Annotated in this window: 20 protein-coding genes and 6 pseudogenes; 15 read left to right on the forward strand and 11 right to left on the reverse strand. The window is 69.5% G+C overall.

What is annotated here, in order from left to right; genetic code table 11:
• Window position 1: 1 nt before the first annotated feature.
• The 6 genes from OG395_RS15075 (at window position 2) to pssA (ending at window position 6,438) form a co-directional block, all read left to right on the forward strand.
• The gene (locus OG395_RS15075; RefSeq protein ID WP_327243401.1) at window positions 2–2,014 is read left to right on the forward strand and encodes a protein meaA; all 2,013 of its coding nucleotides are present in this window, start codon (window positions 2–4) and stop codon (window positions 2,012–2,014) included.
• The gene (locus tag OG395_RS15080; protein WP_327243402.1) at window positions 2,011–3,030 is read left to right on the forward strand and encodes an HpcH/HpaI aldolase/citrate lyase family protein; all 1,020 of its coding nucleotides are present in this window, start codon (window positions 2,011–2,013) and stop codon (window positions 3,028–3,030) included. The genes OG395_RS15075 and OG395_RS15080 overlap by 4 nt, the downstream gene beginning before the upstream one ends.
• 2 nt (window positions 3,031–3,032) lie before the next feature.
• Window positions 3,033–3,560: a MaoC family dehydratase gene (locus OG395_RS15085; RefSeq protein WP_327243403.1), complete on the forward strand. Its 528-nt coding sequence runs from the start codon at window positions 3,033–3,035 to the stop codon at window positions 3,558–3,560.
• A gap of 2 nt (window positions 3,561–3,562) precedes the next feature.
• Entirely contained in the window at window positions 3,563–4,768 is a 1,206-nt protein-coding gene (locus OG395_RS15090; protein WP_030916553.1) for an acyl-CoA dehydrogenase family protein, read from the forward strand.
• Window positions 4,769–4,949: 181 nt separating this feature from the next.
• Window positions 4,950–5,597: a phosphatidylserine decarboxylase gene (locus tag OG395_RS15095; RefSeq protein WP_327243404.1), complete on the forward strand. Its 648-nt coding sequence runs from the start codon at window positions 4,950–4,952 to the stop codon at window positions 5,595–5,597.
• Entirely contained in the window at window positions 5,584–6,438 is an 855-nt protein-coding gene (gene pssA / locus OG395_RS15100; protein ID WP_327243405.1) for a CDP-diacylglycerol--serine O-phosphatidyltransferase, read from the forward strand. The genes OG395_RS15095 and pssA overlap by 14 nt, the downstream gene beginning before the upstream one ends.
• Window positions 6,439–6,528: 90 nt before the next feature.
• Here the strand turns inward: pssA and OG395_RS15105 are convergent, their stop codons facing one another.
• The 3 genes and pseudogenes from OG395_RS15105 to OG395_RS15115 form a co-directional block, all read right to left on the reverse strand.
• Complete coding sequence (locus tag OG395_RS15105; protein WP_442818561.1) at window positions 6,529–9,036, reverse strand: SpoIIE family protein phosphatase; 2,508 nt, start codon at window positions 9,034–9,036, stop codon at window positions 6,529–6,531.
• A gap of 89 nt (window positions 9,037–9,125) precedes the next feature.
• A pseudogene (locus tag OG395_RS58340) lies at window positions 9,126–9,212 on the reverse strand (IS5/IS1182 family transposase); the annotation flags it as partial.
• A 62-nt stretch (window positions 9,213–9,274) separates the two neighbouring features.
• Complete coding sequence (locus tag OG395_RS15115) at window positions 9,275–10,390, reverse strand: glycerate kinase (protein WP_327249345.1); 1,116 nt, start codon at window positions 10,388–10,390, stop codon at window positions 9,275–9,277.
• A 151-nt stretch (window positions 10,391–10,541) separates the two neighbouring features.
• Here OG395_RS15115 and OG395_RS15120 point away from each other — a divergent pair, with 151 nt between their 5' ends.
• Window positions 10,542–11,036, forward strand: a complete 495-nt coding sequence (locus OG395_RS15120; RefSeq protein ID WP_327243407.1) for an NUDIX hydrolase — start codon at window positions 10,542–10,544, stop codon at window positions 11,034–11,036.
• Between the two features lie 276 nt (window positions 11,037–11,312).
• Here OG395_RS15120 and OG395_RS15125 read toward each other — a convergent pair.
• Window positions 11,313–11,503 (reverse strand): annotated as a pseudogene (locus OG395_RS15125) (DUF2191 domain-containing protein); the annotation flags it as partial.
• Window positions 11,504–11,784: 281 nt separating this feature from the next.
• Between OG395_RS15125 and OG395_RS15130 the strand changes: the two are divergent.
• The 3 genes from OG395_RS15130 to OG395_RS15140 all read left to right on the forward strand — a co-directional run bounded on the left by OG395_RS15130 (window position 11,785) and on the right by OG395_RS15140 (window position 15,738).
• Window positions 11,785–12,987, forward strand: a complete 1,203-nt coding sequence (locus OG395_RS15130; RefSeq protein ID WP_327243408.1) for a serine hydrolase domain-containing protein — start codon at window positions 11,785–11,787, stop codon at window positions 12,985–12,987.
• A gap of 298 nt (window positions 12,988–13,285) precedes the next feature.
• Window positions 13,286–14,029 carry an SIR2 family NAD-dependent protein deacylase gene (locus OG395_RS15135; RefSeq protein ID WP_327243409.1) on the forward strand — a complete coding sequence of 248 codons (744 nt, stop codon included), beginning with the start codon at window positions 13,286–13,288 and terminating at the stop codon, window positions 14,027–14,029.
• 539 nt (window positions 14,030–14,568) lie between these two features.
• Window positions 14,569–15,738: a serine hydrolase domain-containing protein gene (locus OG395_RS15140; RefSeq protein ID WP_442818562.1), complete on the forward strand. Its 1,170-nt coding sequence runs from the start codon at window positions 14,569–14,571 to the stop codon at window positions 15,736–15,738.
• A gap of 94 nt (window positions 15,739–15,832) precedes the next feature.
• On the opposite strand, the pseudogene OG395_RS58345 reads toward OG395_RS15140, so the two are convergent.
• Both OG395_RS58345 and OG395_RS15150 read right to left on the reverse strand, forming a co-directional pair.
• Window positions 15,833–16,076: pseudogene (locus OG395_RS58345) on the reverse strand (transposase); the annotation flags it as partial.
• Window positions 16,077–16,136: 60 nt separating this feature from the next.
• The gene (locus tag OG395_RS15150; protein WP_327243410.1) at window positions 16,137–16,547 is read right to left on the reverse strand and encodes a (2Fe-2S) ferredoxin domain-containing protein; all 411 of its coding nucleotides are present in this window, start codon (window positions 16,545–16,547) and stop codon (window positions 16,137–16,139) included.
• 482 nt (window positions 16,548–17,029) lie between these two features.
• On the opposite strand from OG395_RS15150, the gene OG395_RS15155 reads away from it, so the two are divergent.
• Window positions 17,030–17,614: a TMEM165/GDT1 family protein gene (locus tag OG395_RS15155; protein ID WP_266979615.1), complete on the forward strand. Its 585-nt coding sequence runs from the start codon at window positions 17,030–17,032 to the stop codon at window positions 17,612–17,614.
• A gap of 173 nt (window positions 17,615–17,787) precedes the next feature.
• On the opposite strand, the pseudogene OG395_RS15160 reads toward OG395_RS15155, so the two are convergent.
• Window positions 17,788–18,261: pseudogene (locus tag OG395_RS15160) on the reverse strand (RNA polymerase subunit sigma-24); the annotation flags it as partial.
• A 71-nt stretch (window positions 18,262–18,332) separates the two neighbouring features.
• Between OG395_RS15160 and OG395_RS15165 the strand changes: the two are divergent.
• On the forward strand, window positions 18,333–18,911 hold the full coding sequence (locus tag OG395_RS15165) for an IS607 family transposase (RefSeq protein WP_326793267.1): 579 nt from the start codon (window positions 18,333–18,335) through the stop codon (window positions 18,909–18,911).
• Complete coding sequence (locus OG395_RS15170) at window positions 18,904–20,547, forward strand: transposase (RefSeq protein ID WP_327243411.1); 1,644 nt, start codon at window positions 18,904–18,906, stop codon at window positions 20,545–20,547. Before OG395_RS15165 ends, OG395_RS15170 begins: the two co-directional genes overlap by 8 nt.
• 5 nt (window positions 20,548–20,552) lie before the next feature.
• Here OG395_RS15170 and OG395_RS15175 read toward each other — a convergent pair.
• Window positions 20,553–21,017, reverse strand: a pseudogene (locus tag OG395_RS15175) (sigma factor); the annotation flags it as partial.
• Between the two features lie 151 nt (window positions 21,018–21,168).
• On the opposite strand from OG395_RS15175, the gene OG395_RS15180 reads away from it, so the two are divergent.
• A complete protein-coding gene (locus OG395_RS15180) occupies window positions 21,169–22,269 on the forward strand; it encodes an LUD domain-containing protein (protein WP_327243412.1) in 1,101 nt (366 codons plus the stop codon).
• 30 nt (window positions 22,270–22,299) lie between these two features.
• On the opposite strand, the pseudogene OG395_RS15185 reads toward OG395_RS15180, so the two are convergent.
• The 3 genes and pseudogenes from OG395_RS15185 to OG395_RS15195 form a co-directional block, all read right to left on the reverse strand.
• Window positions 22,300–22,404, reverse strand: a pseudogene (locus OG395_RS15185) (IS5 family transposase); the annotation flags it as partial.
• Between the two features lie 121 nt (window positions 22,405–22,525).
• Window positions 22,526–23,044, reverse strand: coding sequence for a methylated-DNA--[protein]-cysteine S-methyltransferase (locus OG395_RS15190; protein WP_327243413.1), 519 nt, complete (start codon window positions 23,042–23,044; stop codon window positions 22,526–22,528).
• A 12-nt stretch (window positions 23,045–23,056) separates the two neighbouring features.
• Complete coding sequence (locus tag OG395_RS15195) at window positions 23,057–24,529, reverse strand: AlkA N-terminal domain-containing protein (protein ID WP_327243414.1); 1,473 nt, start codon at window positions 24,527–24,529, stop codon at window positions 23,057–23,059.
• 287 nt (window positions 24,530–24,816) lie between these two features.
• Here OG395_RS15195 and OG395_RS15200 point away from each other — a divergent pair, with 287 nt between their 5' ends.
• A complete protein-coding gene (locus OG395_RS15200) occupies window positions 24,817–26,022 on the forward strand; it encodes a PstS family phosphate ABC transporter substrate-binding protein (protein WP_327243415.1) in 1,206 nt (401 codons plus the stop codon).
• Window positions 26,023–26,584: the final 562 nt, after the last annotated feature.

Raw genomic sequence — 26,584 nt, forward strand, 5'->3', positions numbered from 1 at the left:
CATGACGGGCCGCCGGAAGGACCGCCCGTGGCTCATGCGGACGTACGCTGGTCACTCGACCGCCGAGGCGTCCAACGAGCTCTACCGGCGCAACCTCGCCAAGGGCCAGACGGGTCTGTCGGTCGCCTTCGACCTGCCGACACAGACGGGTTACGACCCCGACCACATCCTCGCCCGCGGCGAGGTCGGCCGGGTCGGCGTGCCCGTCTCGCACCTCGGTGACATGCGGCGGCTGTTCCAGGACATCCCACTGGAACAGATGAACACCTCGATGACGATCAACGCCACCGCGATGTGGCTGCTGGCGCTCTATCAGGTGGTCGCCGAGGAGCAGGGCGCCGACGCCACGAAGCTCCAGGGCACCACGCAGAACGACATCGTCAAGGAGTACCTCTCGCGCGGGACGCATGTCTTCCCGCCCGGTCCCTCGCTGCGGCTGACCACCGACATGATCACGTACACGGTCAACCGCATCCCGAAGTGGAACCCGATCAACATCTGCAGCTACCACCTGCAGGAGGCGGGGGCCACTCCGGTCCAGGAGATCGCGTACGCCATGTCGACGGCCATTGCGGTCCTGGACGCCGTGCGCGACTCGGGCCAGGTGCCGGAGGAGAAGTTCGGCGATGTGGTCGCCCGCATCTCCTTCTTCGTGAACGCCGGCGTCCGCTTCATCGAGGAGATGTGCAAGATGCGCGCCTTCGGCCGCATCTGGGACCAGGTCACCCGCGAGCGGTACGGCATCGCCGACGCCAAGCAGCGCCGCTTCCGCTACGGCGTCCAGGTCAACTCCCTCGGACTGACCGAGGCGCAGCCGGAGAACAACGTCCAGCGCATCGTCCTGGAGATGCTGGCCGTGACCCTCTCCAAGGACGCCCGCGCCCGGGCCGTGCAGTTGCCCGCCTGGAACGAGGCTCTGGGGCTCCCCCGGCCCTGGGACCAGCAGTGGTCGCTGCGCATCCAGCAGGTCCTCGCGCACGAGAGCGATCTGCTGGAGTACGAGGACATCTTCGCCGGATCGCATGTGATCGAGGCCAAGGTCGACTCCCTGGTCACCGAGTCCCTCGCGGAGATCGACCGGATCCAGCAGATGGGCGGCGCGATGGCGGCCGTCGAGTCCGGCTATCTGAAGTCGGAGCTGGTCTCCTCGCACGCGCAGCGGCGGGCCCGGATCGAGGGCGGCGAGGAGAAGATCGTCGGCGTCAACATCTACGAGACGACCGAGCCGAACCCGCTCACGGCGGACCTCGACGGCGCGATCATGACGGTCGACCCCGCCAATGAGGCAAGGGTGGTCTCGGCACTCCACGAGTGGCGCGACAACCGTGACGAGGCGCGCGCCTCCGAGGCCCTCGCGGCACTGAAGAAGGCCGCGGCCGGCACCGAGAACATGATGGAGGCGACCGTGGAATGCGCCCGCGCGGGTGTCACCACCGGCGAGTGGTCCTGGGCGCTGCGCGACGTGTTCGGCGAGTTCCGTGCCCCGACGGGCGTCTCGTCCGCCCCGGTCGCCGTCACCGCGGAGGCCGGCACGCCGCTCGCTCTCGTACGGGACAAGGTCGCGCGCACCGCCGAGGACCTCGGCGCCGGACGGCTGCGGCTGCTGGTCGGCAAACCGGGCCTGGACGGGCACTCCAACGGCGCCGAGCAGATCGCCGTACGGGCCCGTGACGCCGGGTTCGAGGTCGTCTACCAGGGGATCAGGCTGACCCCCGAACAGATCGTCTCGGCGGCGCTCGCCGAGGACGTGCACTGTGTCGGTCTGTCGATCCTGTCCGGCTCGCACGCCGCGCTCGTACCGGACGTACTGAACCGGCTGCGCGAGGCCGGCGCGAACGACATCCCGGTGATCGCGGGCGGGATCATTCCGCCCGCCGACGCCGCCGTGCTGATCGAGGCGGGTGTCGCCGCCGTTTTCACCCCGAAGGACTTCGGTATCACGGAGATCATCGGCCGTATCGTCGACGAGATCCGGAAAGCGAACAAGCTCGACCCTCTGGAGGTCCCCGCATGACCCAGCCTGCCCACCCGTCTCCCGCCACCACCCTTCCGGGGAGCGGCTCCGCCGCGCACCTCCCGAACCGTCTGCGTCCGCGTCGCTCCTGCCTGGCTGTGCCGGGCTCGAACCCGCGGTTCCTGGAGAAGGCCCAGGGACTCCCGGCCGACCAGGTCTTCCTGGACCTCGAGGACGCCTGCGCCCCGCTCGCCAAGGAGGGCGCCCGGCACCACATCGTCGACGCGCTGAACAACGGCGACTGGACGGGCAAGACCCGGGTCGTCCGCGTGAACGACTGGACGACGCACTGGACCTACCGTGATGTGATCACGGTCGTCGAGGGCGCCGGCCAGAACCTCGACTGCATCATGCTGCCGAAGGTGCAGGACGCCCAGCAGGTCGTCGCGCTCGACCTCCTGCTGACCCAGATCGAGAAGACGATGGGCTTCGAGGTCGGGAAGATCGGCATCGAGGCGCAGATCGAGAACGCCAAGGGCCTGGTGAACATCGACGACATCGCCGCCGCGTCGCCGCGCCTGGAGACGCTGATCTTCGGCCCGGCCGACTTCATGGCGTCGATCAACATGAAGACCCTGGTCGTCGGTCAGCAGCCGCCCGGCTACGGCGCGGACGCGTACCACTACATCCTGATGCGCATTCTGATGGCGGCCCGTACGCACGACCTCCAGGCGATCGACGGCCCCTTCCTGCAGATCCGTGACGTGGACGCGTACCGCGAGGTCGCAGGCCGTGCGGCGGCGCTGGGCTTCGACGGCAAGTGGGTGCTGCACCCCGGTCAGGTCGACGCGGCCAACGAGGTGTTCTCGCCCTCGCAGGAGGACTACGACCACGCCGAGCTGATCCTCGACGCATACGAGTGGTGCACCTCGGAAAAGGGCGGCAAGAAGGGTTCGGCGATGCTCGGCGACGAGATGATCGACGAGGCCAGCCGGAAGATGGCGCTCGTCATCGCGGGCAAGGGCCGCGCGGCCGGTATGCAGCGCACCTCCAAGTTCGAAGCGCCGGAGGCCTGATCATGCAGTTCGGACGTACCTATGAGGAGTTCGAGGTCGGTGCGGTGTACAAGCACTGGCCCGGAAAGACGGTCACCGAGTACGACGATCACCTTTTCTGCCTGCTGACCATGAATCATCACCCGCTGCACATGGACAGCAACTACGCGGAGAAGACGACCGATTTCGGCAAGAACGTTGTAGTGGGCAACTACATCTACTCGTTGCTGCTCGGCATGTCCGTCCCCGACGTCTCAGGAAAGGCGATCGCCAACCTGGAGGTCGAGTCGCTGAAGCATGTCGCGCCGACCTTCCACGGCGACACGATCTACGGCGAGACGACCGTCCTCGACAAGACTCCGTCAAAGTCCAAGAGTGACCGCGGAATCGTCCACGTGGAGACCAAGGGGTACAAGCAGGACGGGACGCTCGTCTGCGTGTTCCGGCGCAAGGTGATGGTCCCCACCGAGACGTACATCAAGGAGCGGGGCGGCGAGCAGCCCGGCCGCCCGGAGCTGAACCAGCCTTCGCAGAAGAACGTGGAGAAGTAGCCATGACGCGACTCGCCCAGACCGCCGGCCTGAACGACATCCAGCAGGAAATCCTCTCCACGGTCCGGGATTTCGTCGACAAGGAGATCATTCCTGTCGCGACCCAGCTGGAGCACCGCGACGAGTACCCGACGGAGATTGTCGAGGGGCTCAAGGAACTGGGCCTGTTCGGGCTGATGATTCCCGAGGAGTACGGGGGTCTGGGTGAGTCGCTTCTCACATACGCGCTCTGCGTGGAGGAAATCGCACGCGGCTGGATGAGCGTGTCGGGAATCATCAACACGCACTTCATCGTGGCGTACATGCTCAAGCAGCACGGCACCCAGGAGCAGAAGGACACGTTCCTGCCCCGAATGGCGCTGGGCGAGGTCCGGGGCGCGTTCTCGATGTCCGAGCCGGCACTGGGCTCCGACGTCTCCGCGATCACCTCCAAGGGCGTCAGGGACGGCGACGAGTACGTCCTGAACGGCCAGAAGATGTGGCTGACGAACGGCGGCACGTCCTCGCTCGTCGCCGTATTGTGCCGGAGTGACGAAGGCCACCCCGAGGGCACGGCCCCGCACAAGTCGATGACGACTTTCCTGGTGGAGAAGGAGCCGGGCTTCGGCGAGGTCCGGCCGGGGCTCACCATCCCCGGAAAGATCGACAAGATGGGTTACAAGGGCGTCGACACGACCGAACTCATCATGGACGGACTGCGCATTCCGGCCAATCGTGTACTCGGTGGCACCACCGGCCGCGGGTTTTACCAAATGATGGACGGCGTCGAAGTCGGCCGGGTGAATGTGGCTGCGCGTGGTTGCGGTGTCGCGCAGCGTGCATTCGAACTGGGTGTCTCCTACGCTCAGCAGCGCCATACCTTCGGAAAGCCGATCGCGCAGCACCAGGCCATCCAGTTCAAGCTGGCCGAAATGGCCACCAAGGTCGAAGCCGCCCATGCAATGATGGTCAATGCAGCACGCAAAAAGGACTCCGGGGAGCGAAATGACCTGGAGGCAGGGATGGCGAAGTACCTCGCCTCCGAGTACTGCAAGGAAGTCGTCGAGGACGCCTTCCGCATCCACGGCGGCTACGGCTTCTCCAAGGAGTACGAGATCGAGCGCCTCTACCGGGAGGCCCCGATGCTGCTGATCGGTGAAGGTACCGCCGAAATCCAGAAAATGATCATTGGGCGCCGACTCCTCGAGGAGTACCGGTTCCAGGGCTGATTGTCCCCTTCGAGGCGATTTGGCCGCGAAGAAGATCACACCCTGTCATCCTCTGCCGGTGCCTTCCAGCCGTCCGACTCGGCTGCTGGCTTGCCCAGTTGCGGCTCGCAACCGATAACATCGCCGGAAAAGCCGCCGTCCCCCGTTGCCAGCGCGGCCTCATCCGCTACGAAGGTCATCCATGCCCGACAGCCAAACCTCTGCACCACGCGGCGGGGTCCGCCTTGCGCGCGGAGCTTCGCCGTGGCTCCTCCCGACCGTCGCCACCGCGGCCCTCAGCCTCGCCCGGGCCCGCAAGTCCGGACGCTGGGCCGCCGTGGCCGTGCCCACCACCGCCCTCGCGGCGGGCATGCTGTGGTTCTTCCGCGACCCCGAGCGCGAGATCACCCAGGGCCGGGTCATCTCTCCGGCCGACGGCGTGGTGCAGAGCATCATGCCGTGGAAGGACGGACGCACCCGCGTCGCGATCTTCATGAGCCCGCTGAATGTCCACGTCAACCGCGCGCCCCTGGCCGGCACGGTGACATCGGTCGAGCACATCCCCGGTGGGTTCGTCCCGGCGTTCAACAAGGAGAGCGAGAACAACGAGCGCGTTGTCTGGCACTTCGACACCGAGCTCGGCGACATCGAGATGGTGCAGATCGCGGGTGCGGTTGCCCGTCGCATCGTCCCGTACCTCCCGCAGGGCACAAAGGTGGAGCAGGGCGAGCGCATCGGCCTGATCCGCTTCGGCTCCCGGGTCGACATCTACCTTCCGGAAGGTATCGATGTCGCGGTCGAGGTCGGCCAGGCCACCACCGCGGGGGTGACTCGAATTGACCGTGATTGATCCCGACACACAGGCCGGCTGGGTGCCGGAGAGCGAGTGCGAGGACGACGCCGAGGACATGCCGCTCTCTATGCGGCTGTCGATAGCGGACACCCTTACTCTCGGTAACGCCACGTGCGGTTTCATGGCGGTGTACTTCACCACCACGGGAATCCTCATCCCGCACCTCACGGGCAGCGACGAGAGCGGCATGGCCCGGCACTCCGCGGCCACCGCCGTGATCCTGATGCTCCTCGCCGCGGTCTTCGACCTCTTCGACGGGCTGGTGGCGCGCAAGCTCCGCTCCTCGCCGATGGGCGCGGAGCTGGACAACCTCTCGGACCTGATCAGCTTCGGCCTGGCCCCGGCGTACTTCGTGCTGGTGTACGGCATGGTCGCGGACGACGCGTACCAGCGGGTGTCGGCGCTCGCGGCGATCGTCGTCCTGCTGGCCGTGGTGCTGAGACTGGCCAGATTCTCGTGCGTGACCATGAAGGACGGCATGTTCCAGGGCATGCCGAGCCCCTTCGGAGCGCTCACGGTCGTCTCGATCGTGCTCCTGGAGCTGCCCTTCGTGCCGACGCTGCTCGCGATCATCGGGGTGGCGTGGCTGATGGTCAGCCGGGTCGAGTACCCGAAGCCGCGGGGAGTCCTCGCGGTGGCGATGCTCAGCTGGATCGTGGCCGCGATGGGCCTGCTCGCCGCATGGGCGTTCGACGCACCCGGCGGTCACCTGCTCCTGCAGACCGGCTGCGCCCTGCAGGTGGTCCTGGGAGCGGTCATCCCGCTCTTCGCGACGGCGCGGCGGGTGAACACCTTCCGCGACAACCGGCGCGAGGCCCGGGCGGCTCAGCTGCCCTAGGGCTGCGCGGCGGAGCCGCACAGAACGTACGACGAGGGCCCGGGTGCTCCCCAGCACCCGGGCCCTCTCGCATGTCCGCTCGGGCACCCGCTACGCGCGCCGCGCGCGGACCCAGCGGGCGGCGAGCAGGACGGCGATGTCGTCGGGGCGGTCGGGCTCCCGTCTCGCCTCCCTGATCACCAGGTCCGCCATGCCGACGAGGGACGGCGCATCGGCTGCCTCGATGATGCCGCGCAACCGCTCGACTCCGTCGTCGATGTCGGCCCCCGCCTGCTCGACCAGTCCGTCGGTGTAGAGCGCCAGGATCGCGCCCGGGAGCAGCCGCAGGCTGCTGACGGGATAGGTGGCGTCGGGGGTGACGCCGAGCACCACCCCGCCGGGGATCTCCAGGACCTCGGTCGTGCCGTCGGGGTGGCGGAGCAGGGGCTGCGGGTGCCCGGCCCGGACGAACTGCGTCCGACCGGTGGCGGGGTCGAGGACGATGTAGCAGCAGCTGGCGATCTGGCCCGGGTCGAGGTCGATGAGCAGCCGGTTGGTGCCGCTCATCACTTCCTGCGGGTCGTGCCCGCTGAGCGCGAAGGCGCGTACGGCGCTGCGGAGTTGGCCCATCGTCGCCGCGGCGGCGACGCCGTGCCCCTGGACGTCCCCGATCACCAGCGCCAGCCCCCGTTCGGTCTCGATGACGTCGTACCAGTCGCCGCCGATGTCCATGCCCTGGGTGCCGGGGAGGTACCGCCCCGCGGTGTCGACCTGGTCGAGTACGGGCAGGCGGTGCGGCAGCAGGGCGTTCTGCAGGCCGCGGGCCACGGCGGACTCGGTGTCGTACCGCTGGGCTCGTTTGAGGGCCTGGGCGATGAGTCCGGCGAGCGCGGTGAGAACCGTGCGTTCCTCGGGGCTGAAGCCGCGCGGCTGGTCGAAGCCGAGGATGCAGGAGCCGACGGGCCGCCCGGAGGCGATGAGCGGCAGGAAGGCGCGGGCGCCGACGTTCGCTTCCCAGGGTATGCCGGGGTAGGCGGAGGCCAGGCGCTGCATGGATTCGAAGAAGATGGGGCGGCCGGAGGTGAGCGTCTCGACGCCGGGCAGATGGGCGTCGAGCGCGACGCCGTCGAAGCGCTTCAGGAAGCCGTGCGGGAAGCCGGTCTCCCAGGCCAGGTAGAGGTGGCGCTCGCGCAGCAGGTAGATCGCCAGCTGCCTGCCGCCGAACGCGGGGAGCAGTTCCTGGGTGACCACGGCGGACACCTGGCGGGCGGTGACGGCCTCCGTCAGCGCGATCGCGAGGGCGACGGGACGGTACACCCCGGCCGAGCCCTCCAGCGGGGAACCCAGGGCCTCGCCCGGTCCAGCGGCGTCCGGCGGGAAGGAGGGCTCTTCCGTGGCGGAGAGTGCGGCGGTCACGCCGTCGTGGCCCGGGTACAGGGACACCGCCAGCCAGTCCCGCTCGGTGCGGCGCGCGAGGAAGTGCACGGGTTCGTGGGACAGCAGTGCGGCCCGGTGGTGGTCCTCGTAGGCGGGATACCCGAACCACGGCAGGGCCTCCCACAGGAGGCTTCCGACCAGCTCGGCCCGCTGCCGGCCGAGCAGTTCCTCCGCCAGCTGGTTGACGTAGGTGATCCGTCCGAGCCGGTCGAGCGAGAATATGCCGCGCGGGAGCCGGTCGGCGGCCTCGGCGATGACCGGTCCGGCCCCGAGGTCCACCAGGAATCCGGTCAGCGTCCCGGCCGCGCCGCTGCGCGGTGGCTGGGCCCAGCGGCTGGAGAGTTCCAGGAGGTTGGTCCGGCCGTCGGGGCCGCGCAACCGCATCCTGCGTACGAGCGGTCCGCCCGCGACCGCCGCCTGGCGGGCGAGGGTCCACAGTCCATACACGTCCTCCGGTGCCATCAGTGCCATCAGGGCGTCGATGGTGCCCGGGAACCGCGCGGGCTCGGTGCCGAGGATCCCGCACAGCTCCGCGTCGGCGTCGACGGCACCGGTTTCGAGGTCCCAGTCGAAGTGCCCGATCCGTACCGGCGGCATGGTGACGGAGGGTAGCTGCACGGGGACCGGCTCGCCGTCCCATATGACCTTGGTGCCCCCGGCCGCCAGTCCGGCGAGTTCCGCGCCGAGCCGCTGGGCGACGTCGCGGAGCGCGCGCCGGTCGGCGTGCGAGACGGGTTTGCCGGGGGTGGCCGGGCGCAGCACCACGAGGACGCCGAACTTCTCCCGGCAGCCGAAAACGGGCACGTACAGCGAACCGAACGGGAACGGCATGCCTGCCATCAGCTGCGGGAACCGGCGCATGCCCTCCTCGACGTCGGCGAGGTGGACGGGCTTCCCCGAGCGGTACACCTCGGCCACGGGGAAGGGCCGGTTCACATGCATGCGCCACCAGGGGCGGAACAGCTGGGTCGGCAGCCCCGCGAGCACGGAGAGGCGCAGCAGCTCGGGGTAACCGGAGCGCAGATATATGCCGCCGGCATACCCATCGGCGGACTCGATCGCGCTCACTGCGGCCTGCGCGAGCACCAGGGACAATTCGCCCGGCACCCCGCCGCCGCTCGCCCTCCCCGGCACCGCCACGTTCTCGGGCGGAGGGTACGGGGGCAGGCCGTACGAGGTCACACAGCCAGGATGCGCCCCGGCCGGCCTGCGGCGCACCTCAGTGCCCCGGGCGCGAAGGATACGCAGGCGGCGCCCGCCGCGTCCGTTGTCGACTGCTCGGCGATGCTGTGGTCGCGGGTGCGGACCAGGGTGCCGTCCACAATCAGCACCCGGGGTGAGGCCGCCGCGGGCGGCCCGCCCGCGGCGGCCTCACCCCGCCCGATCTGCTCGACTCACCTCAGCTCGGCACGGGCTCTGCTCACGACAGGAAGTCGCGCGCGATCCCCTCCGCCACCCGCTCCAGCAGTGGTCCCGCCTGCGCCATGCACACGGCGGGGTCCGGCTCCAGGTCCGTGAGCGCGTACGCGCGCCGGATACCCGCATGCCCCAGCGCCTCCGGGGGCAGCGCGAGGCGGCCGCAGACCGCCACCACCTCCAGGCCCGCCGCGCGGGCCGCGGCCGCGACGCCCGCCGGAGCCTTGCCGTGCAGGGTCTGCTCGTCGAGGGAGCCCTCCCCCGTGATCACCAGCGTGGCGCGGGCCAGCGCCGGGGCGAAGCCGAGGACGTCGAGCATGACCTCGATGCCGGGGCGGAACCGGGCTCCGAGAGCGACGAGCGCCCCGTACCCGATGCCGCCTGCCGCACCCGCCCCGGGCAGTTTCGCGTGGTCCGGGTCCAGGACGGACGCGTAGTGGGTGAGTGCCGCGTCGAGGGTCGCGATGTCGTCCTCGGTCGCGCCCTTCTGCCGCCCATAAACCTCCGGGGCGCCCTTGGGGCCGGTCAGCGGGTTGTCCACGTCGCTGGCGAGGATCAGGTCCACGTCGGCCAGCCGCGGGTCGAGGCCGGTCAGATCCGCCTCGGCCAGCGCCGCAAGGCCACCGCCCCCGGGGCCGACGGGCTTGCCGTCCGCATCGAGGAAGCGGGCGCCGAGTGCGGCGAGCATGCCCGCGCCGCCGTCCGTGGTGGCACTGCCGCCGACCCCGAACACAATGGTCCGGGCGCCCGCGTCCAGCGCCGCGGCCAGCAGCTCGCCGGAGCCGTACGTCGTGGCCGTCAGGGGGGCGAACACGCCCGCCGGAAGGTGCTGGAGGCCGGAGGCCTCGGCCATCTCCACCACCGCGGTCGTGCCCCGCAGGGCGTACGCCGCGGTCACGGTCTCCCCGCGCGGCCCGGTCACCCGCGCCTCGCGTCGCTCGAATCCGGCGGCCACCGCCGCCGCCACCGTGCCGTCGCCGCCGTCCGCCACGGGCAGGGTCTCGACCTGCACCTGGGGTACGACGCGCCGCAGCCCGGCCGTCACCCGCTCCGCGACCTGTACCGCCGTGAGCGAGCCCTTGAACTTGTCCGCCGCGACGAGCACGCGGGCGGTCTCCATCACTGCTCCGTCCGTCACCTTGCATCCCTTGCTTTCGAACAGGCAGTCGCGCCGCCCCGACCCTATCCGGAGCACCGGCCCTCTGCCCATGGGTGTCCGGGCCCTGGACCCGCGGAACGGCGGACGCGCCGGCCCCCATTACGCTGCGCACGTGACCACCACTGACTACGCCACGTACATCGCGGGACTGCCCAAGGTGCTGGCCGCCGCGGCAACTGTCTTCCGGGACGGTGCAGGACGAGTGCTGCTCGTCGAGCCGAACTACCGGGACGGCTGGGCCCTGCCCGGTGGCACGATCGAGTCCGACGAGGGCGAGACCCCGCGGCAGGCCGCGCGCCGCGAGACGGTCGAGGAGATCGGGCTCGATCTGGAGCCAGGACGGCTGCTCGCGATCGACTGGGCGCGCAGCCCCGAGCGGCCCCCGATCGCCGCCTACCTGTACGACGGCGGGGTCCTGGACGAGGCGCGCTTGACGGCGATCCGGCTGCAGGAGGAGGAGCTCCTCTCCTGGAAGCTGGTGGAACGCGGCGCACTCGACCGGTATCTGCCCGCTTCCCTCGGACACCGGGTCCGGGCGGCGCTGGAGGTGCTCGACTCCGGGGCGGGCGCCGTGGAGTTGGAGGACGGCAGGCCCGTCGCCGCTTGACTTTCTGACTCACGGTCAGTCATCCCCAGCAGCATGTGCCTCTGCATTCCGTTGTTCCGACAGGGAGTCACGCCCTTGGGGCAGTTGTCGGCGCCGCCGGAAGCGCGGTCGCAAAGCCGACCCCGGCCTCGCATGCGGCTTCCGCCGCTGCCGCTCGCGGTGGACGGCGGCGCCTGGAAGTCCGGTCATGCCCAGGCCACGTGACGGGGCGGCGTTCGGTCCCGGGTCCGGCGACCGGCGCGGCAAGCGGGGTGCGCAGCGGGTGACCGAGGCGTACGGCGTGCACGGCTTGACGTCCACCTCGCGCAGCGCTTCGTCGCGCGCGGCAACCCGTGCCTCGGTGCGGTGGCTGCGTGCGATGCAGTCGCGCACAACGAGTTCGACGGCGTCCTGCGGGCTGCCGACACCCGCGATCACCATGACTCCCACGCGAGTTCCGCGTCGAGACCGACGGTGACGTCGGTCATGGGCGAACCCTGGATGAAACTGCTAAAATTGGTTGATTCCGCCCACATCGTGGGGTTGCTGGGTCCTGCCGCATCACGTCCGGCAGCGGCACTGGGCCGCAGAACACAACGGCTGTGATGAGTGCATGAGGACCTCCCGAGCGGTTGACAACGCGTCGAACGGCACGCGCCCGAGTGGAGTGCGTCCCAGAGCCTCGCGCCCCGCACGCGGCACGGCTTTGCTGGCACCCGTCGTAGCCCTCTTGATCACGGGCGGTACCCTTCCCCCCGGCTCGACCGCCATGGCGCTTGCGGACCCGACGACCACGCCCGCTGCGACAACCGCCCCTTCCCCCGTTCCGTCAGCCCTGAAGCCGATCGATCCGGCCGCCTTCCAGGCCGCCGTGGACCGCGCGGCGAAAACGCTCATGGTGCCCGGCGCGCTGGTCCTGCTCCGCACCCCGCAGGGGACCTTCCAAGCGTTCGTCGGCACGACGGAGCTGGGCACGGCCAAACCTCCGGATACGGGCGACCACTTCCGGATCGCCTCCAACACCAAGACCATGACAGCAGCGCTGATCACGCTCCTCGCCCAGGACGGCAAGCTCCGGTTGAGCGATCCGGTGTCCGCCTACGTCGCGGGGGTGCCCAACGGCGGGAACATCACCATCGCCGAGCTGCTGAAGATGCGCAGCGGGCTCTACGACTACACCAGTGCACCCGAATTCGCGGCAGCTCTGGACGCCGACCCGGGGAAGGCCTGGACCCCACAGGAGGTCCTGGCCATCGCGTTCCGCCACCCGCCGAACTTCGCGCCCGACGCGTCCTACGAGTACAGCAACACCAACTACGCCCTGCTGGGCCTCGTCGCAGAAAGGGCCGGCGGCCATCCCTTGGCCCAGCAGATGCGGGACCGGCTGTTCGTCCCGCTCGGAATGGAGGGGACATCACTGCCGGACGCCCACGACCGGTCCCTCCCCGAGCCCTACGCACACGGCTACATGTACGGCGGATCGGCCTACGCGCTGACCGACAAGCCCTACCCCGCCGAGATGCGCGAAGCGGCACGCAAAGGGAAGCTCCAGCCCATCGACTACACCCACCAGAACCCCTCCTACGCCACCGCCGCCGGAGGAGTCATCTCCACCGCGGAGGACCTGTCCACATGGATCCGGTCACTGGTGACGGGCAAGGTCCTGAACGCCGCATCCCAACAGCGATGGCTCCACAGCCCGCAGGCCGAGGACCCGGCCGCGCCCGACGGCCAGGAGTACGGCTACGGCATCTCCTACCAGCGCTTCGGCCCGAACGCCGCGATGTACTACCACGGCGGTGAACTCCCGGGCTTCAACTCCTTCTTGGGCCACGACCCGGACAACGACGTCACGCTCGTGATCTGGACGAACCTGACCCTGTCGCCCGACGGCCGGACCACGGCCAACGCCCTGCTGCCCACCGTCCTCAACCAGGTCTACACCGGGCTCACCCTCCCCACCGCCCACTAGGGCTTCGTTACGTCCCCGGGCAGGCCGCGGGTCCGGTGGTTTCCTGTCGGTATGAAGGCGGAGGAACTTGCCGCGCGTCGTGGCGGTTGAAGGGATGACGTCGTCGGCCCGACCTGTGGACACGGTCCGTCCCGGCCCGCCGGGCGGTGACGTCGTGCGTCCGCAGGTGTGGGTGGTGGACCACACCGGGTTTCCCAGGGACGGATCCTCCTCGCCCGGGGCCGCAAGGAAGTACTCCAGCCTGACACCGGCCGATATCACCTCGCGGGCGGCGGGCGCCGCTGCGTACGCTCGCCGTATGACTCTCGTCGCGATCCTCAGCGGCGCCGGGATCTCCACGGATTCCGGCATCCCCGACTACCGCGGGCCGAACGGGCTCTGGCGGAAGGACCCGGAGGCCGAGAAGCTCGTCACGTACGACTTCTACATGGCCGATCCGGAGATCCGCCGCCGTTCCTGGCAGATGCGCCGCACCAGCGCGACCTGGCGCGCCGAGCCGAACGCCGCCCACCGTGCCGTGGCGGACCTGGAGCGGTCCGGGGTCCCCGTGCGGGTGATCACTCAGAACGTCGACGGGCTGCACCAGATGGCCGGTCTCTCCGCCCGCAAGGTCCTCGAACTGCATGGCACCGCACGTCAGGTGGTCTGCACCCGCTGCCACGCCCGCTCGCCGATGGCGGCGGCGCTGACCCGGGTGGAGGCGGGTGAGGCGGACCCGGCGTGCACGGTCTGCGGCGGCATCCTGAAGTCGGCGACCGTCATGTTCGGTGAGCGGCTCGATCCGGTGGTGCTGGGCGAGGCGATGTCGATCGCGAAGGCGTGCGAGGTGTTCATCGCGGTCGGAACGACGCTGCAGGTGCAGCCCGCCGCGTCGCTGGCCGGGATCGCGGTGGAGCACGGGGCGCGGCTGATCGTGGTGAACGCCGAGCCGACGCCGTACGACGCTCTGGCGCAGGAAACGATCCGCGAGCCCATCGGGACCGCGCTGCCGTCGCTGCTCGCGCGGCTGTCCGCCGAGGCGGGCACGGGGACGGACGGCTGAGCTGCCACCGACGGCGGCCCTGTCCGGGGGAGCGATCACGCCCGGTTGGCCTTCCGGCATGGATGACGCTCCGAGGCGCCCCCCGAGCCTGCTCGCCATGCCCTCGTACCTGGCGACCCATGTCGCCAGGACCGGTCACTCATGCTGGTCGACGCGCTCGCCGAACACGAGCTGAGACTGCCGCACTTCGCGGTGTCGACCAGGCTCTGCGACTTCCAGCATGCGGACACCCCTCCACCTTGCGACGGGCCGACCGCCGCCACGGCAGCGCCGGCCGTTGGCCCCCCGGCTTCGAGACGTCGGTCCGGTGCCAGTCGGCGTCCGCCGTGTGGGTCGCCTGGGCGGTGATCTGCTCTCCTGAAGCCGCAACCTCAGCCTGGGCATTCGTCCTCGCCCCCGTCCCCCATCGGCTGGGCGTACCGGGGGTTGGCCCCACCTGGAGCCGGGCGGGTAGCAGGATCGCCCCGGGTGGTCGCGGCCGGAAATGCTGGGCCCGGAACATACCGCTGGTTTCCCAACGATTCCACAGGAGTTGGCTCGTGCGTGAGCAGGCATGGCAGAGGTTTCGTCCTTCCAGGCGGCAGCAGGGCCGTCGGCGCAGAGCCGTGCCGGCCGCGACCGCGGTGGCCGTCGGCGTCATGACGATGGGTGTCCTGGCGCCGCCCGCCGCGTCCGCCGCCGCCAGACCGGACACCGTCCAGCAGGGCCTGAACGCGCTGGTGCACACCGACGGCTTGCCCGCCGCGCTGGCGAGCGTCAAGGACCGTGAGGGGCGCACCCGTACGTACACCGCAGGGGTCGGCGACCTGGCCACCGGCGCGAAGGTGCCCAAGGACGGTCAGGTGCGGATCGGCAGCACCACCAAGACGTTCACCGCGGTGGTCGTGCTGCAACTGGTCGGTGAAGGGAAGATCGGCCTCGACGACACGGTCGACACCTATCTGCCGGGCCTCGTCCGCGGGGAGGAGATCGACGGACGCCACATCACCGTCCGTCAGCTCCTCCAGCACACCAGCGGACTTCCCGACTACGAAAGCCTCATCGACGACGACATCCTTCAGCACAGGTACTTCGACCCCCACGACCTTCTGGATATCGCTTTCCAGCACAAGGCCGACTTCGCCCCCGGGACGAATTGGGGGTACAGCAACACGAACTACGTGGTGGCCGGCCTGATCATCCAGAAGGTCACCGGCCGGCCCCTCGCCGAGGAGGTGGACCAGCGCGTCGTCAAACGCATCGGGCTGCGCCACACCTACTTCCCCGCCCCCGGGGACATGACCATCCGAGAAACCCACCCCAAGGGCTACCACAGGGATTCAGCAGGCGCGCCTCTGCGCGACGTCACGGAAATGGACCCCTCCGCGGGCTGGGCGGCAGGCCAGATGATCTCCACCGACTCCGACCTCAACCGGTTCTTCACGGCGCTCCTGGCCGGCCGCCTCCTCCCGGCGGCCCAACTCGCCCAGATGCGCACCACCGTACCCATCGCAGACACCGGGGCGGGCTACGGACTGGGGCTCATGAGCAGGCCGCTGTCGTGCGGCGGTGTCTACTGGGGCCACGGCGGTGACATCCTGGGATACGAGACCCGGGGCGGAGTCACCGACGACGGCCGCGCCGCCAACGTCGCAGTGACCAGCATCCCTACGGGCGGGGCAGCCACGAAGCATCTTGAGAGTGTCGTGGACACGGCCCTGTGCCGCTGAACCGCCCCTCCTGAGGCGTGTCCGACGGTTCATGTGGCTGGGCCGGGCACGGCGTCGTTCCGGCCGTTGCCCAGAAGGTCTTCTGCCGATGATCCGGGAGACACCTGCGGGCGCCGGCCGCGTGCTGTTGTGCCCGGCACACCGTCTACGCACGCCGTGCTCCAGCCCAGGCGGACTTCCGCGTCGACATCGGCTTGCACCGCCCGCAGCAACCGCTCCCAGGTGCCGTCTGCCGACCACCGGCGGTGCCGGGAGTGGACCGTCTGCCACTTCCCGAATCTTCTCGGCAGATCCTTCCACGGGATACCGGCCCGCAGGCGAAAGCGAATCCCGTTGAGCCCCACAACCAACGGAACGACTCGCATGGAGAGCGTTCACGGACTCATCGGACAGAGCCCCTACGGCTGATCCAGTTCCTGCGCGATGCGGCGCGAGGGCCGGAACGTGTAGAGGTCGAGAACGTCGGGGGCGTCCGCGAGGCCGGGGCCGCCCTCCTCGACCCAGGTGACGATGTCGGCGACGGCGTCCGGGTCGTTGACCAGGCCGAGCCAGACCGGGCGGCCGCCCGCCCACCTGCCCTCGGCCGACGGCTGCACGACGATCACATTGGCCTGCTCGCACGCGTCCAGACATTCGACGGCGCGTACCGTGGCGATCTCACCGAGTGACCGGCGCAGCGTGGCGAGCTGTCCGGCATGGTCCACGTCCGGGATCTTCGGCGTACCGCAGCAGCAGCCGCGGCAGACGCTCACGGTGGGGCGGGGCGCACCCCGGGCGGGCGCGGCGGCCTTGCGCGTGCGGCGGCTCATACGGGAACGCTCCAGGTGATGGCACGGATGATCACCGTGGGACTCTATCCAGTGCCCCTCCCGGCAAGCTTTGCCCGGTCGCACCGCCCGGCACGCCCGCTCGCCGCGTTGACCAACGCCGCCTTGGGATCGCACGCACCGGACAACGCTCCTTGGAGGAGCTCACATTGCCGCTAACGACTCTGAGACTCTCCGCAATCGAACACCTGCGCCCCCCTTACGCCGACCGAATGAACCGGTGAGGTAAGGTGGGTGGCTGCGAAGGGGAGTAGCCCCGCAAACCGGTCGTCGACACACTGGAGCCCCCGGGTTCCCGGTGGCCGGGCTCGTAGAGCATTACGGGCGGGCGAGACCTTCGGTCAGGTATGACGCGCCCGCACCCTGTGGGCGCTGCAGTCATGCCGGGCCGAGTGGTCCTCCGAAAGCCCGAGTGGCGCTTCGCGGAAAGGCCCGGGCCCGGCTCTCACAGAAAGCCACCCGGAATGCATCTCGACCCCCTGGCGATCGTCACCGCCTTCGGGCTGATCTTCCTCGCGGAGCTCCCCGACAAGACCATGTTCGCCTCGCTGGCCATGGGCACGCGCATGCGGCCGCTCTACGTCTGGTTCGGCACCTCATCCGCATTCCTCGTGCACGTCGCGATCGCCGTCGGCGCCGGCGGTCTGATCGGGCTGCTGCCCGACTGGATCGTCAAGCTCGTCTCGGCGGCCCTCTTCGCGTTCGGCGCGTTCATGCTGCTGCGCGCCGGGGGTGACGACGGCGACGAGGAGAGCGAGACGAGGACCGTGACCGGCTTCTGGCCGGTCTACTCGACCGCGTTCATGGCGGTGTTCATCAGCGAATGGGGTGACCTCACCCAGATCACCACGGCCAACCTGGCCGCCAGCAACGGCACCTGGTCCACGGCCATCGGATCCGCGGCCGCTCTGATGTCCGTCTCGGCACTGGCTCTGATCGCCGGACGCTTCATCGCCAAGCGGGTGCCGCTCAAGACGGTGCAGCGCATCGGTGGCCTGTGCATGCTGGGGCTGGCGATCTGGTCGGTCGTCGAGATCTTCACGGCCTGAGCCGGTTCCGTAACGCAGCCACCACGAAGCCCGACGGCCGCCCCGTGCGTCCGCCGGGCTTCGCCGTGTCCGGTCACGGCACCAGGTGTATTGCCCCGGCGTGTTTGAGATGTGGGCTCGGTGCGGGTTGGTGCTGGTCACGATCCGATCGCTGCTGTGTGTCGGATCGCTCCTCAGCTGCTCCGCCAGGGACGGAGCTTCTCGGGGTTTCGCACCGCCCAGATATGCCTGATCCGGTCGCCCGCGATCTCGAACGCGAACACGGTCGCGATGTTGCCGTCCTGCTGCGCTACCAAGCCGGGCAGGCCGTTGACCGTGCACTCCAGGAACGTCGTGCGGTCGCCTGACACACGGGCGATCTCGGCGTAGGCACGTGCGATCTGCTCACCGCCCACGATCGGGTGCAGGTGGGTGACGGCCAGCCCTCCGCCGTCAGCGGTCGCGGTGGCGTCGGGGTCGAGCAGGCTGATCAGGGCGTCGATGTCCTTGGCCTCCCATGCCGTTTTGAACTGCCTGACGATGCCGGCCTGCCCGGCTCTCGGGCCCGCCGGGGTCTGCGCAGTGCGGATGCGACGGCGGGCGGACGAGGCCAGTTGGCGGCACGCCGCCGGAGTGCGGCCGACGATCTCGGCGACGTCGCCGAAGGGGTCAGGAACTGCTCTCGACTAAGTGTCCATGAGTGTCCTTCAGGTGTCAGGAGTGTCGTATGATCTGGTGTATGAACCTGACGGAATGGGCACGCGCACAGGGGGTCGCCCCGCGTACCGCGTACCGCTGGTTCCGTGAGGGCACGCTGCCGGTCCCTGCGGAGCGAGTGGGGCCGCGCACGATCCTGGTGAACATCGACGCGAACACCTCACCGTCCGTGACCGGTGGCGTGGGCCTGTACGCCCGCGTCTCCTCCCATGACCAGAAGGCCGACCTGGAGCGGCAGACCGCACGCTTGTCGGCATGGGCCGCGAAGGCCGGGCATAAGGTCGTGCGCGTCGAATCCGAGATCGCTTCGGGCATGAACGGCGCCCGCGCCAAGGCCCGTCGCCTGCTGGCCGACCCGGCGGTGACCACCGTAGTGGTGGAGCACAAAGACCGGTTGGGCCGTATGAACGTCGAACTCGTTGAGGCCGCTCTGGCTGCAACCGGCCGTCGACTCGTTGTGCTGGATGACGGCGAGGTCGAAGACGACCTGGTGCGCGACATGGTGGAGGTTCTGACCTCGTTCTGTGCCCGCCTGTACGGCCGCCGCAGTGCGAAGAACCGTGCCAGGAAGGCACTGGAAGCGGCGGCTGCCGATGGCTGACAAGAAGAAGCAGCTCCGTACCATCGACTTGCCGTTCGTTGCTGTCGGCCCGTCCGGTGTGGCGTTACGCGACCGCCTCAAGCACCTCACACCAAAGGACGAGAAGGTGTTGCGTCTGGTCGGCGAGCACCAGGGCCGCCTGGCCTGTCTCGATCTCAAGGCCCGTTGCGAAGCCGGGCACAAGCACGACAACGACGCGTGGGCGTCCCGCAAGCGTGACCTGACCGAGCAGTCGTCGTCGCGTATCGCGGGTGCGATCACGAAGGCCACGCATGACCAGTACGGCCTGGCCCGACGCTGCCTGCTCGCCCATGTCCAGAACCTTGAGGCCGGTATCCGCACGCTGCGACACCGCCTGTCCCTCCCGATCGGGGAGAAAGGCAGCAAGCGGGGGCCGGGCGGGTACCGGTCCAAGGGCGAGTGGTTCCACAAGTCCCGCCGCCTGGCCACCCTGGAACACCGCCTCGACGTGGCCCGCGACGACTGGAAGACCGGACATGTCCGTGTCGTTCGCGGCGGCCGGCGGCTGCTCAAGAACCGGCACAACCTTCAGGCCGCGCAGCTCACCGAGCGCGAGTGGCGTGAGCGTTGGGAGGCTGAGCGCTGGTTCCTCGCCGCAGACGGCGAGTCCGGAAAACGCTTCGGGAACGAGACGATCCGCGTCACTCCTGACGGCGAAGTGTCGATCAAGATGCCCGCCCCGCTCGCCCACCTGGCCAACAGTAAGCATGGCCGGTACGTTCTTGCCTCCAAGGTCGCGTTCGCGCACCGTGGGGACGAGTGGCGCGACCGCACCGAGGCCAACCGTGCCGTCGCCTACCGCATCCACTACCACGTTGAGCGGGGCCGCTGGTATCTCACCGCTTCGTGGACCAGGCCCGCCGTGCAGACGATGCCGCCGGCCACCGCCCGCGCCAAGGGCATGGTCGGCGTCGACACGAACGCCGACCACTTCGCCGCCTACCGGCTCGACCGGCACGGCAACCCGGTCGGCGACCCGCGCCGCTTCCACTACGACCTGTCCGGCACCGCCGACCACCGCGACGCCCAGATCCGGCACGCCCTCACCCGCCTCCTGCACTGGACCAAGCAGACCGGCGCGCAGGCGATCGGCATCGAAAACCTGGACTTCGCCGCCGAGAAGACCCGCGAGAAGCACGGCCGCAAGAAGCGGTTCCGGCAACTCATCTCCGGTATGCCCACCGGCAACCTCAGGGCCCGCATCGTCTCCATGGCCGCCGAACACGGCATCGCGATCGTCGCCGTCGACCCGGCATACACCTCGATGCGGGGCGACCAGCACTGGCGCAAGCCCCTGATCAGCAAGACTCGCAGCATGACTCGCCATGACGCCGCCTCGGTGGCCATTGGCAGACGCGCCCTCGGGCACCCGATCCGGCGACGGACGGCACCGCCCCAGCATCACCAGAGTGATGGTGCTGGGCATCGGACCCTCCAGGCCGATCATGGTGACCGAGGGCGTGAGGAAACCCGCCGCCCCGTCGCGGAGCGTGCACACGATGCGCGTCACCGGACAGGGACAACGAGAACGCGGGGGACCAGCGCATCCAAAACCGTTCGGGATGCGCGCAGTTCCGGGACGTGGGTACAAGGCTCACTCCTGGACACTGTTTAGGAACGGTAGCGGAAGACGTCGTGCAGGACGAACGCGACGCGCTCGGCCGGGGTCATCGAATCGAGGACGACCAGGAAGGCCATCGTCACTGACTCGTCGAGGGTGACCCGATCGGCCGGGTCGATCCCGCCGACGCCGGAGCGTCCGGTGATCCACTCCGTGGGCTCGGGCAGCGGTTCCGGGATCCAGACACCCACGTACGTCTCCCGCCTGGCCCGCGCCGAGCCGAGCAGGTTCAGGCAGATGCGGCTGGCGACCGTCACCAGCCAGGCGCCGGGCGACTCGATGGCCTGCTGCTCCCGTGCGGACATGGCGTACCAGCGGGCGTAGGTCTCCTGCACGACGTCCTCGGCGTCGGCAAGGGACCCGAGGAGTCGATAGCCGAGGTTGATCAGTTGGCGCCGCTCGCTCATGATCGCGCTGAGGCCCGGATCGCTCTGATCGTCGCCGGGCTCGGCTCTGGTGGTCATGGTCTGGCCGTCTCCCCCGCTCGCTTCTGTGCCTGTACCCGTTACGACAAGACAGCACACCGGACTGTGAGGCCGGGGCGCCGCCTCACATTCCGAAGGGCTGCGTTGTCGTTCCGGTGAGGACGACAACAAGACGGAGAGGTGACTGACGATGAACGACTTCCAGGCCATCGCGGACCGCGTCGAGATCGAGGCACTGCGTGGCGAGTTCACCGACGCGGCGATGATGCGCGACCGACCCCGCCTGGCGTCGCTGTTCACGCCGAACGGTGCCCTGCGCATGCCCAACATCCCCGCCGAGCAGGTCGGCCAAGAGGAGATCCGTGCCGGGGGCGAGCGGCTGCAGAGCCAGTGGGACTTCTTCGTACAGACCACACACCCCGGCACAATCCTGCTCGACGGCGACACCGCGACCGGCCGCGCCTACATCCAAGAACTCGCGCGCACCCTCGACGGACGCCTGGGTCTGAACTACGCCGTGTACCACGACCGCTACCAGCGCACCGCGGAGGGCTGGAAGTTCGCCGAGCGGGTGTACGAGGTCAGGTACCTCGACACCTCCCCGCTGGCGGGCACGGCGCCCCACGCGGAGCAGGGCTCTGGGACCAACCCGGCAGACGCCACGGCCACCCCGGCTCCGGCCGCATCCTTCGCCGACCCGGCATCGGTCGAACGACTGGAGCGGGTAGCCGCCGCGCTGCGTGCCAACGGCTTCGCCGCCGAGATCCTCGACGACGCCGCGGCCGCGCGCGCCCGCATCAAGGACCTGGTCCCCGAGGGGGCCGGCGTGCTCACCGGAGCCAGCGAGACCCTCCGACTGTCCGGCATCGACGAGGACATCAACGTCGGCGGCCGGTACGACGCCATCAGGCCGCGCGTCCTGGCCATCGACCGTGCCACCGGCGCCGACGAGATCCGAAGGCTGGTCGCCGGCCCCGAATTCGTCGTCAACAGCGTCGCCGCGGTCACCGAGACCGGCTCGCTCGTTCTTGCCTCGGGCAGCGGCAGCCAACTCCCTGCCAACGCGGGCGGCGCCGCCCACGCGGTCTGGATCGTCGGCGCGCAGAAGGTGGTACCTGACCTGAGCACAGCGCTGCGTCGCGTCGAGGAGCACGCCCTCCCGCTGGAGAACGCCCGCGCCCAGGCGGTGTACGGGATGCCCAGCGCCGTCAACCGCCTGCTCATCCTCAACGCGGAACCCCGCCCAGGGCGCGGCACCGTGCTGCTTCTCCGAGAGGCCATCGGTTACTGACCCGGCCCAGGGTCCGTTTGACTCACGGGCTCAGAGCCAGTCATTGATGGCGGCGATCTGGACGGTGGCTTGGTAGCGGACTGCGAGCTTGTCGTACCGGGCCGCCACGGCCCTGTGCCGCTTGAGGCGGTTGATTCCGCATCTTCGTCGACGACATGCCTACTGGAGACCTCGTTCATCCGATCGCTGCGACACACCGCAGCGATCGGATCGTGACCAGCACCAACCCGCACCGAGCCCACATCTCAGACACGCCCTAGAAGAGCGCCGGCGTGTCGCCCTCCGTGCCGTTCTCGAAGGCCAGCAGCCGCTGTTTGCGGTCGAGTCCGCCGCCGTAGCCGGTGAGGCCGCCCGACGCTCCGATGACCCGGTGGCAGGGGACGATGATCCCGACGGGGTTCTTACCGTTGGCGAGGCCCACAGCTCGTGAGGCACCCGGCTTGCCCAGGTTTTCGGCGAGTTCGCCGTACGAGCGCGTCTCGCCGTACGGGATCGCCTGGAGCTGTTCCCAGACGCTGCGCTGGAACGGGGTGCCGTCCAGGTGCAGGGGCAGGTCGAACTCCCGCAGCTCGCCCGCGAAGTAGGCGTCCAGCTGGCGGATCGTCTCCGTGAAGGGGTGCGGGTCGAGGTCACCGAAGGTTTCCTCAGGCGGGCGGTGCCGCTGCCCGGTCATATAGAGGCCCGAGAGGACGCCGTCGGTGGCGACAAGCGCCAATGGACCGTACGGGCTGTCGACGACCGTGTGCTGCCGGGTCGCGGTGCGTGTCGCATTCATGAGTGAACTACCTTACAGGGGAAGGTGGTTGATGGGGTGATCGTCGACGGTCCACAGATACTGGACCGCGTACGCCCGCCAGGGACGCCAGGCCGCCGCGCGTGCGGTCAGCGCCGCGGGGGTCGACGGGAGGCCGAGTTCCTCCGCCGCCCGCCGGATACCGAGGTCGGTGGGGAGGAAGGCGTCCGGGTCGCCGAGCGCCCGCATCGCGATGACCTCGACGGTCCAGGGGCCGAAGCCGGGCAGGCTGATCAGTGCGGCCCGGGTCCTCTCCCACTCGGTGTCGGTGCCGAGTTGCAGCGAGCCCTCGGCGAGCGCGCCGACGAGGGTCGTGAGGGTGGTGCGACGGCTGCGCGGCAGCGCGAGCTGCTCGGGGTCGAGCCCGGCGAGCGCTTCCGGGGTCGGGAAGAGGTGGGTGAGACCGCCCTCGGGGTCGTCGACGGGGACGCCGTGGGCGGTGACCAGGCGGGCCGCGTGGGTGCGGGCGGCGGCGGTCGAGACCTGCTGGCCGAGCACCGCCCGTACGGCGAACTCCGCCCCGTCGACGGTACGCGGCACCCGCCGCCCCGGCGCCTTGTCGACCAGCGGGGCGAGCAGCGGATCGGCCCGCAGTTGGTCGTCGACGGCCACCGGGTCGGCGTCCAGGTCGAGCAGCCAGCGGCAGCGGCTGATGGCGAGGGTGAGATCGCGCGGGTCGGTGAGCGAGAGCCGGCACGCGATGTGGTCGGGGCGCGGGGTGAGGGCGACGATGCCGTGCCCGTACGGGAGGGTGAGCGTCCGGCGGTAGGCGCCGTCGCGCCACTCCTCGACGCCAGGGACCGCGGTCGCGGCGAGATGACCGAAGAGGTTGGAGGGATTGAGCGGGGCCCGGTACGGCAGCCGAAGCGTTATCACTCCCGGCGTCGCCGGCGGTTTCGCGGACCGCGCGGCCCGGGTGCGCAGCTCGCTGGGCGCGAGCGCGAAAACCTCACGGACGGTGTCGTTGAACGCACGGATGGACGAGAACCCGGCCGCGAACGCCACGTCGGCCATGGGGAGTTCGGGCGTCTCGATGAGCAGCCGGGCGGTCTGGGCGCGCTGGGCGCGGGCCAGGGCGAGCGGACCGGCGCCCAGCTCGGCGAGCAGCTGCCGCTCGATCTGCCGGGCGGAGTAGCCGAGCCGCGCGGCCAGCCCCGGCACACCCTCGCGGTCGACGACCCCGTCCCCGATGAGCCGCATCGCACGGGCGACGGAGTCGGCGCGGGCGTTCCACTCCGGGGAGCCGGGGCTGGTGTCCGGCCGGCACCGCTTGCACGCCCGGAAGCCGGCCTGCTGGCAGGCGGCGGCACTGGGGTAGAAGGTCATGTTCTCGACCTTGGGCGGCACGACGGGGCAGCTCGGACGGCAGTAGATCCGGGTGGTCAGGACCGCCGTGAAGAACCAGCCGTCGAAGCGGGCGTCCTTGGACTGGACGGCCCGTACGCAGCGCTCGGTGTCGGTGTACATGGCTCAAGCATGAGCCACCCGGCGCACGCCCGGCTGGCGGAAATCCGACATCAGCCTTGTGCTGCCAGGGCCTCTTCGAATTCCCACGTCGCGACACAAAAGAGATGGGACGGTGACCGCCTGTCGAGCAGAACGATCAAAACAGCGATCAATGGGCATTAAGAGCGCGCTTCTGGCTCTCCCCGGGCACCCCACCCTAGCGTTCCGGTCGCCATCGCAGGACGGGCGGCCGGGAACAGAACGTTGCTTCCTGGTTGTCCTTCGGAGCCACATCCGGGAGACCATCGATGAAACGTACGGTTCGCACAGCAGTCGCACTGGCCGTCACCGTCGCACTCGCGGCGGTCGGAACGGTCACCAGCGCCGCCGGCACCGACAACAGCGCCGACGACCTGACGTCCTGGGCCATCGCACCGCAGAAGAAGGTGTCTCCGCAAACCCCCGAACAGGACGAATACAACAAGGCGCACGGCCGCCCCCTTCCCGCTCCGGAGCTCCTCCAGCCGGCACTCGACACCGCCCTGGGGCAGTACCGGCCCCGGCCGAAGAACTCGCTGCGCGGTGACTACGAGTGCGGCGCCTCGGACGTGCTGGCTGATCTCTCGCAAAAGTGGATCAAGGAATTCGAGAAGAAGTACCCCAAGGTCCACATCACCGTGAACCCGCCCTATGCCGGAAGCCTCGGTGCCCTGGAGCTGATCAAGGGCAAGCTGGACTGCGTCTTCGTCTCGCGCGAACTGAAGCCGACCGACATCCAGGGCTTCCACGACGCCTTCGGCTACGACCCGCTCAGCATCCCCATATCCGGCGGGAGCTACCGGCACTTCGGCTTCCTGGATTCCGTCGGATTCATGGTCAACAAGAAGAACCCGGTGGACAAGCTCTCGCTCGACCAGCTCGATGCCGCGCTGTCCACCACCCGCCATCGTGGCGGCAAGGCGGCCACCACCTGGGGCGATCTGGGCGCGACCGGCGACTGGGCCGACAAGCCGGTGCATATCGTCGGCCTCCAGCCGTGGAACGGATTCGAGGAGTTCGTCCGCCAGCGGGTGCTCGACCACAACGGCAGGCGCGGCGAGTGGCGCTCCGGCGCAGCCGACGGTACGACCCCCGCCGATCCCGCGGTGCACTGGGAGAAGACCGTCTTCAACCTGTCCAAGGCCGTCGCCGACGATCCGTATGCCATCGGATACACGGGTATGGCCTACGTCGACTCGGCCGTCAAGGTCATCTCGCTCGGCGAGCACGTGGGCGACCCGGCCTACGCCCCCACATACGAGAACGTCGCCTCGGCCGCGTACCCCCTGAGCCGTGTCACCTACCTCAATGTCAACAAGCGGCCGGGGAAGCAGTTGGACCCCGTCATGGAAGAACTCATCCGGTTCATCCTCAGCAAGCAGGGCCAGCAGGTGGTTTCCGGACAGCAGATCTTCCTGCCGCTGCGCTCCGGTCAGACGCGCGACAGTCTCGACACCCTCGTCACCGCACCCTGACGCACACCTCGCCCCCGGCCCAGGTCCGGGCAATGGTGAACGTCCGGACCGGTGGGGAGCGACTCGCCGCGCCTGGCGCCGACCGCGGTCGGCGATCCGGCCGAAGTGAGCGCGCGTGAGGCGTAAGAGGAGCTCGCAGAATGGGAGTCCGATCAGCGAGCGTGCGTGCCGGACGCCGCGAGCCGGGCACCCACTGTGCGAGCTCCTCTGAGAGCAATCTCGTGTGACCGGAACGGCCATCGCGGGCGGCCGTTCCGTCCGTACCCCCCGCCGGAGTGCGCGACCAGTGCCGGGGCAGGCTTGCGCCGGGCATGAAGAAAGCCTCCCCGGCGGATCGGAATCCGCACCGAGAAGGCTCGCGTGTGGCACGCATTTCAGCAAGTCAGCTAGTGGGCGCGCTGGTTCTTCTCCAGCGATTCGCCCGGCTCGACACCCGCTCACCAGGCGACCACAGCCGACTCCAGCTCATCGCAACACTGGAAGCCGCCGCACACACCGCCGAGACTCACCGGGCCCCGCCCCACCTCACCAACTGGATCCGCCGCCTCGCCGCCGTACTGCG

It is taken from the genome of Streptomyces sp. NBC_01320 (assembly GCF_035974375.1).
In the GTDB taxonomy this organism is placed as follows: domain Bacteria; phylum Actinomycetota; class Actinomycetes; order Streptomycetales; family Streptomycetaceae; genus Streptomyces; species Streptomyces yanii.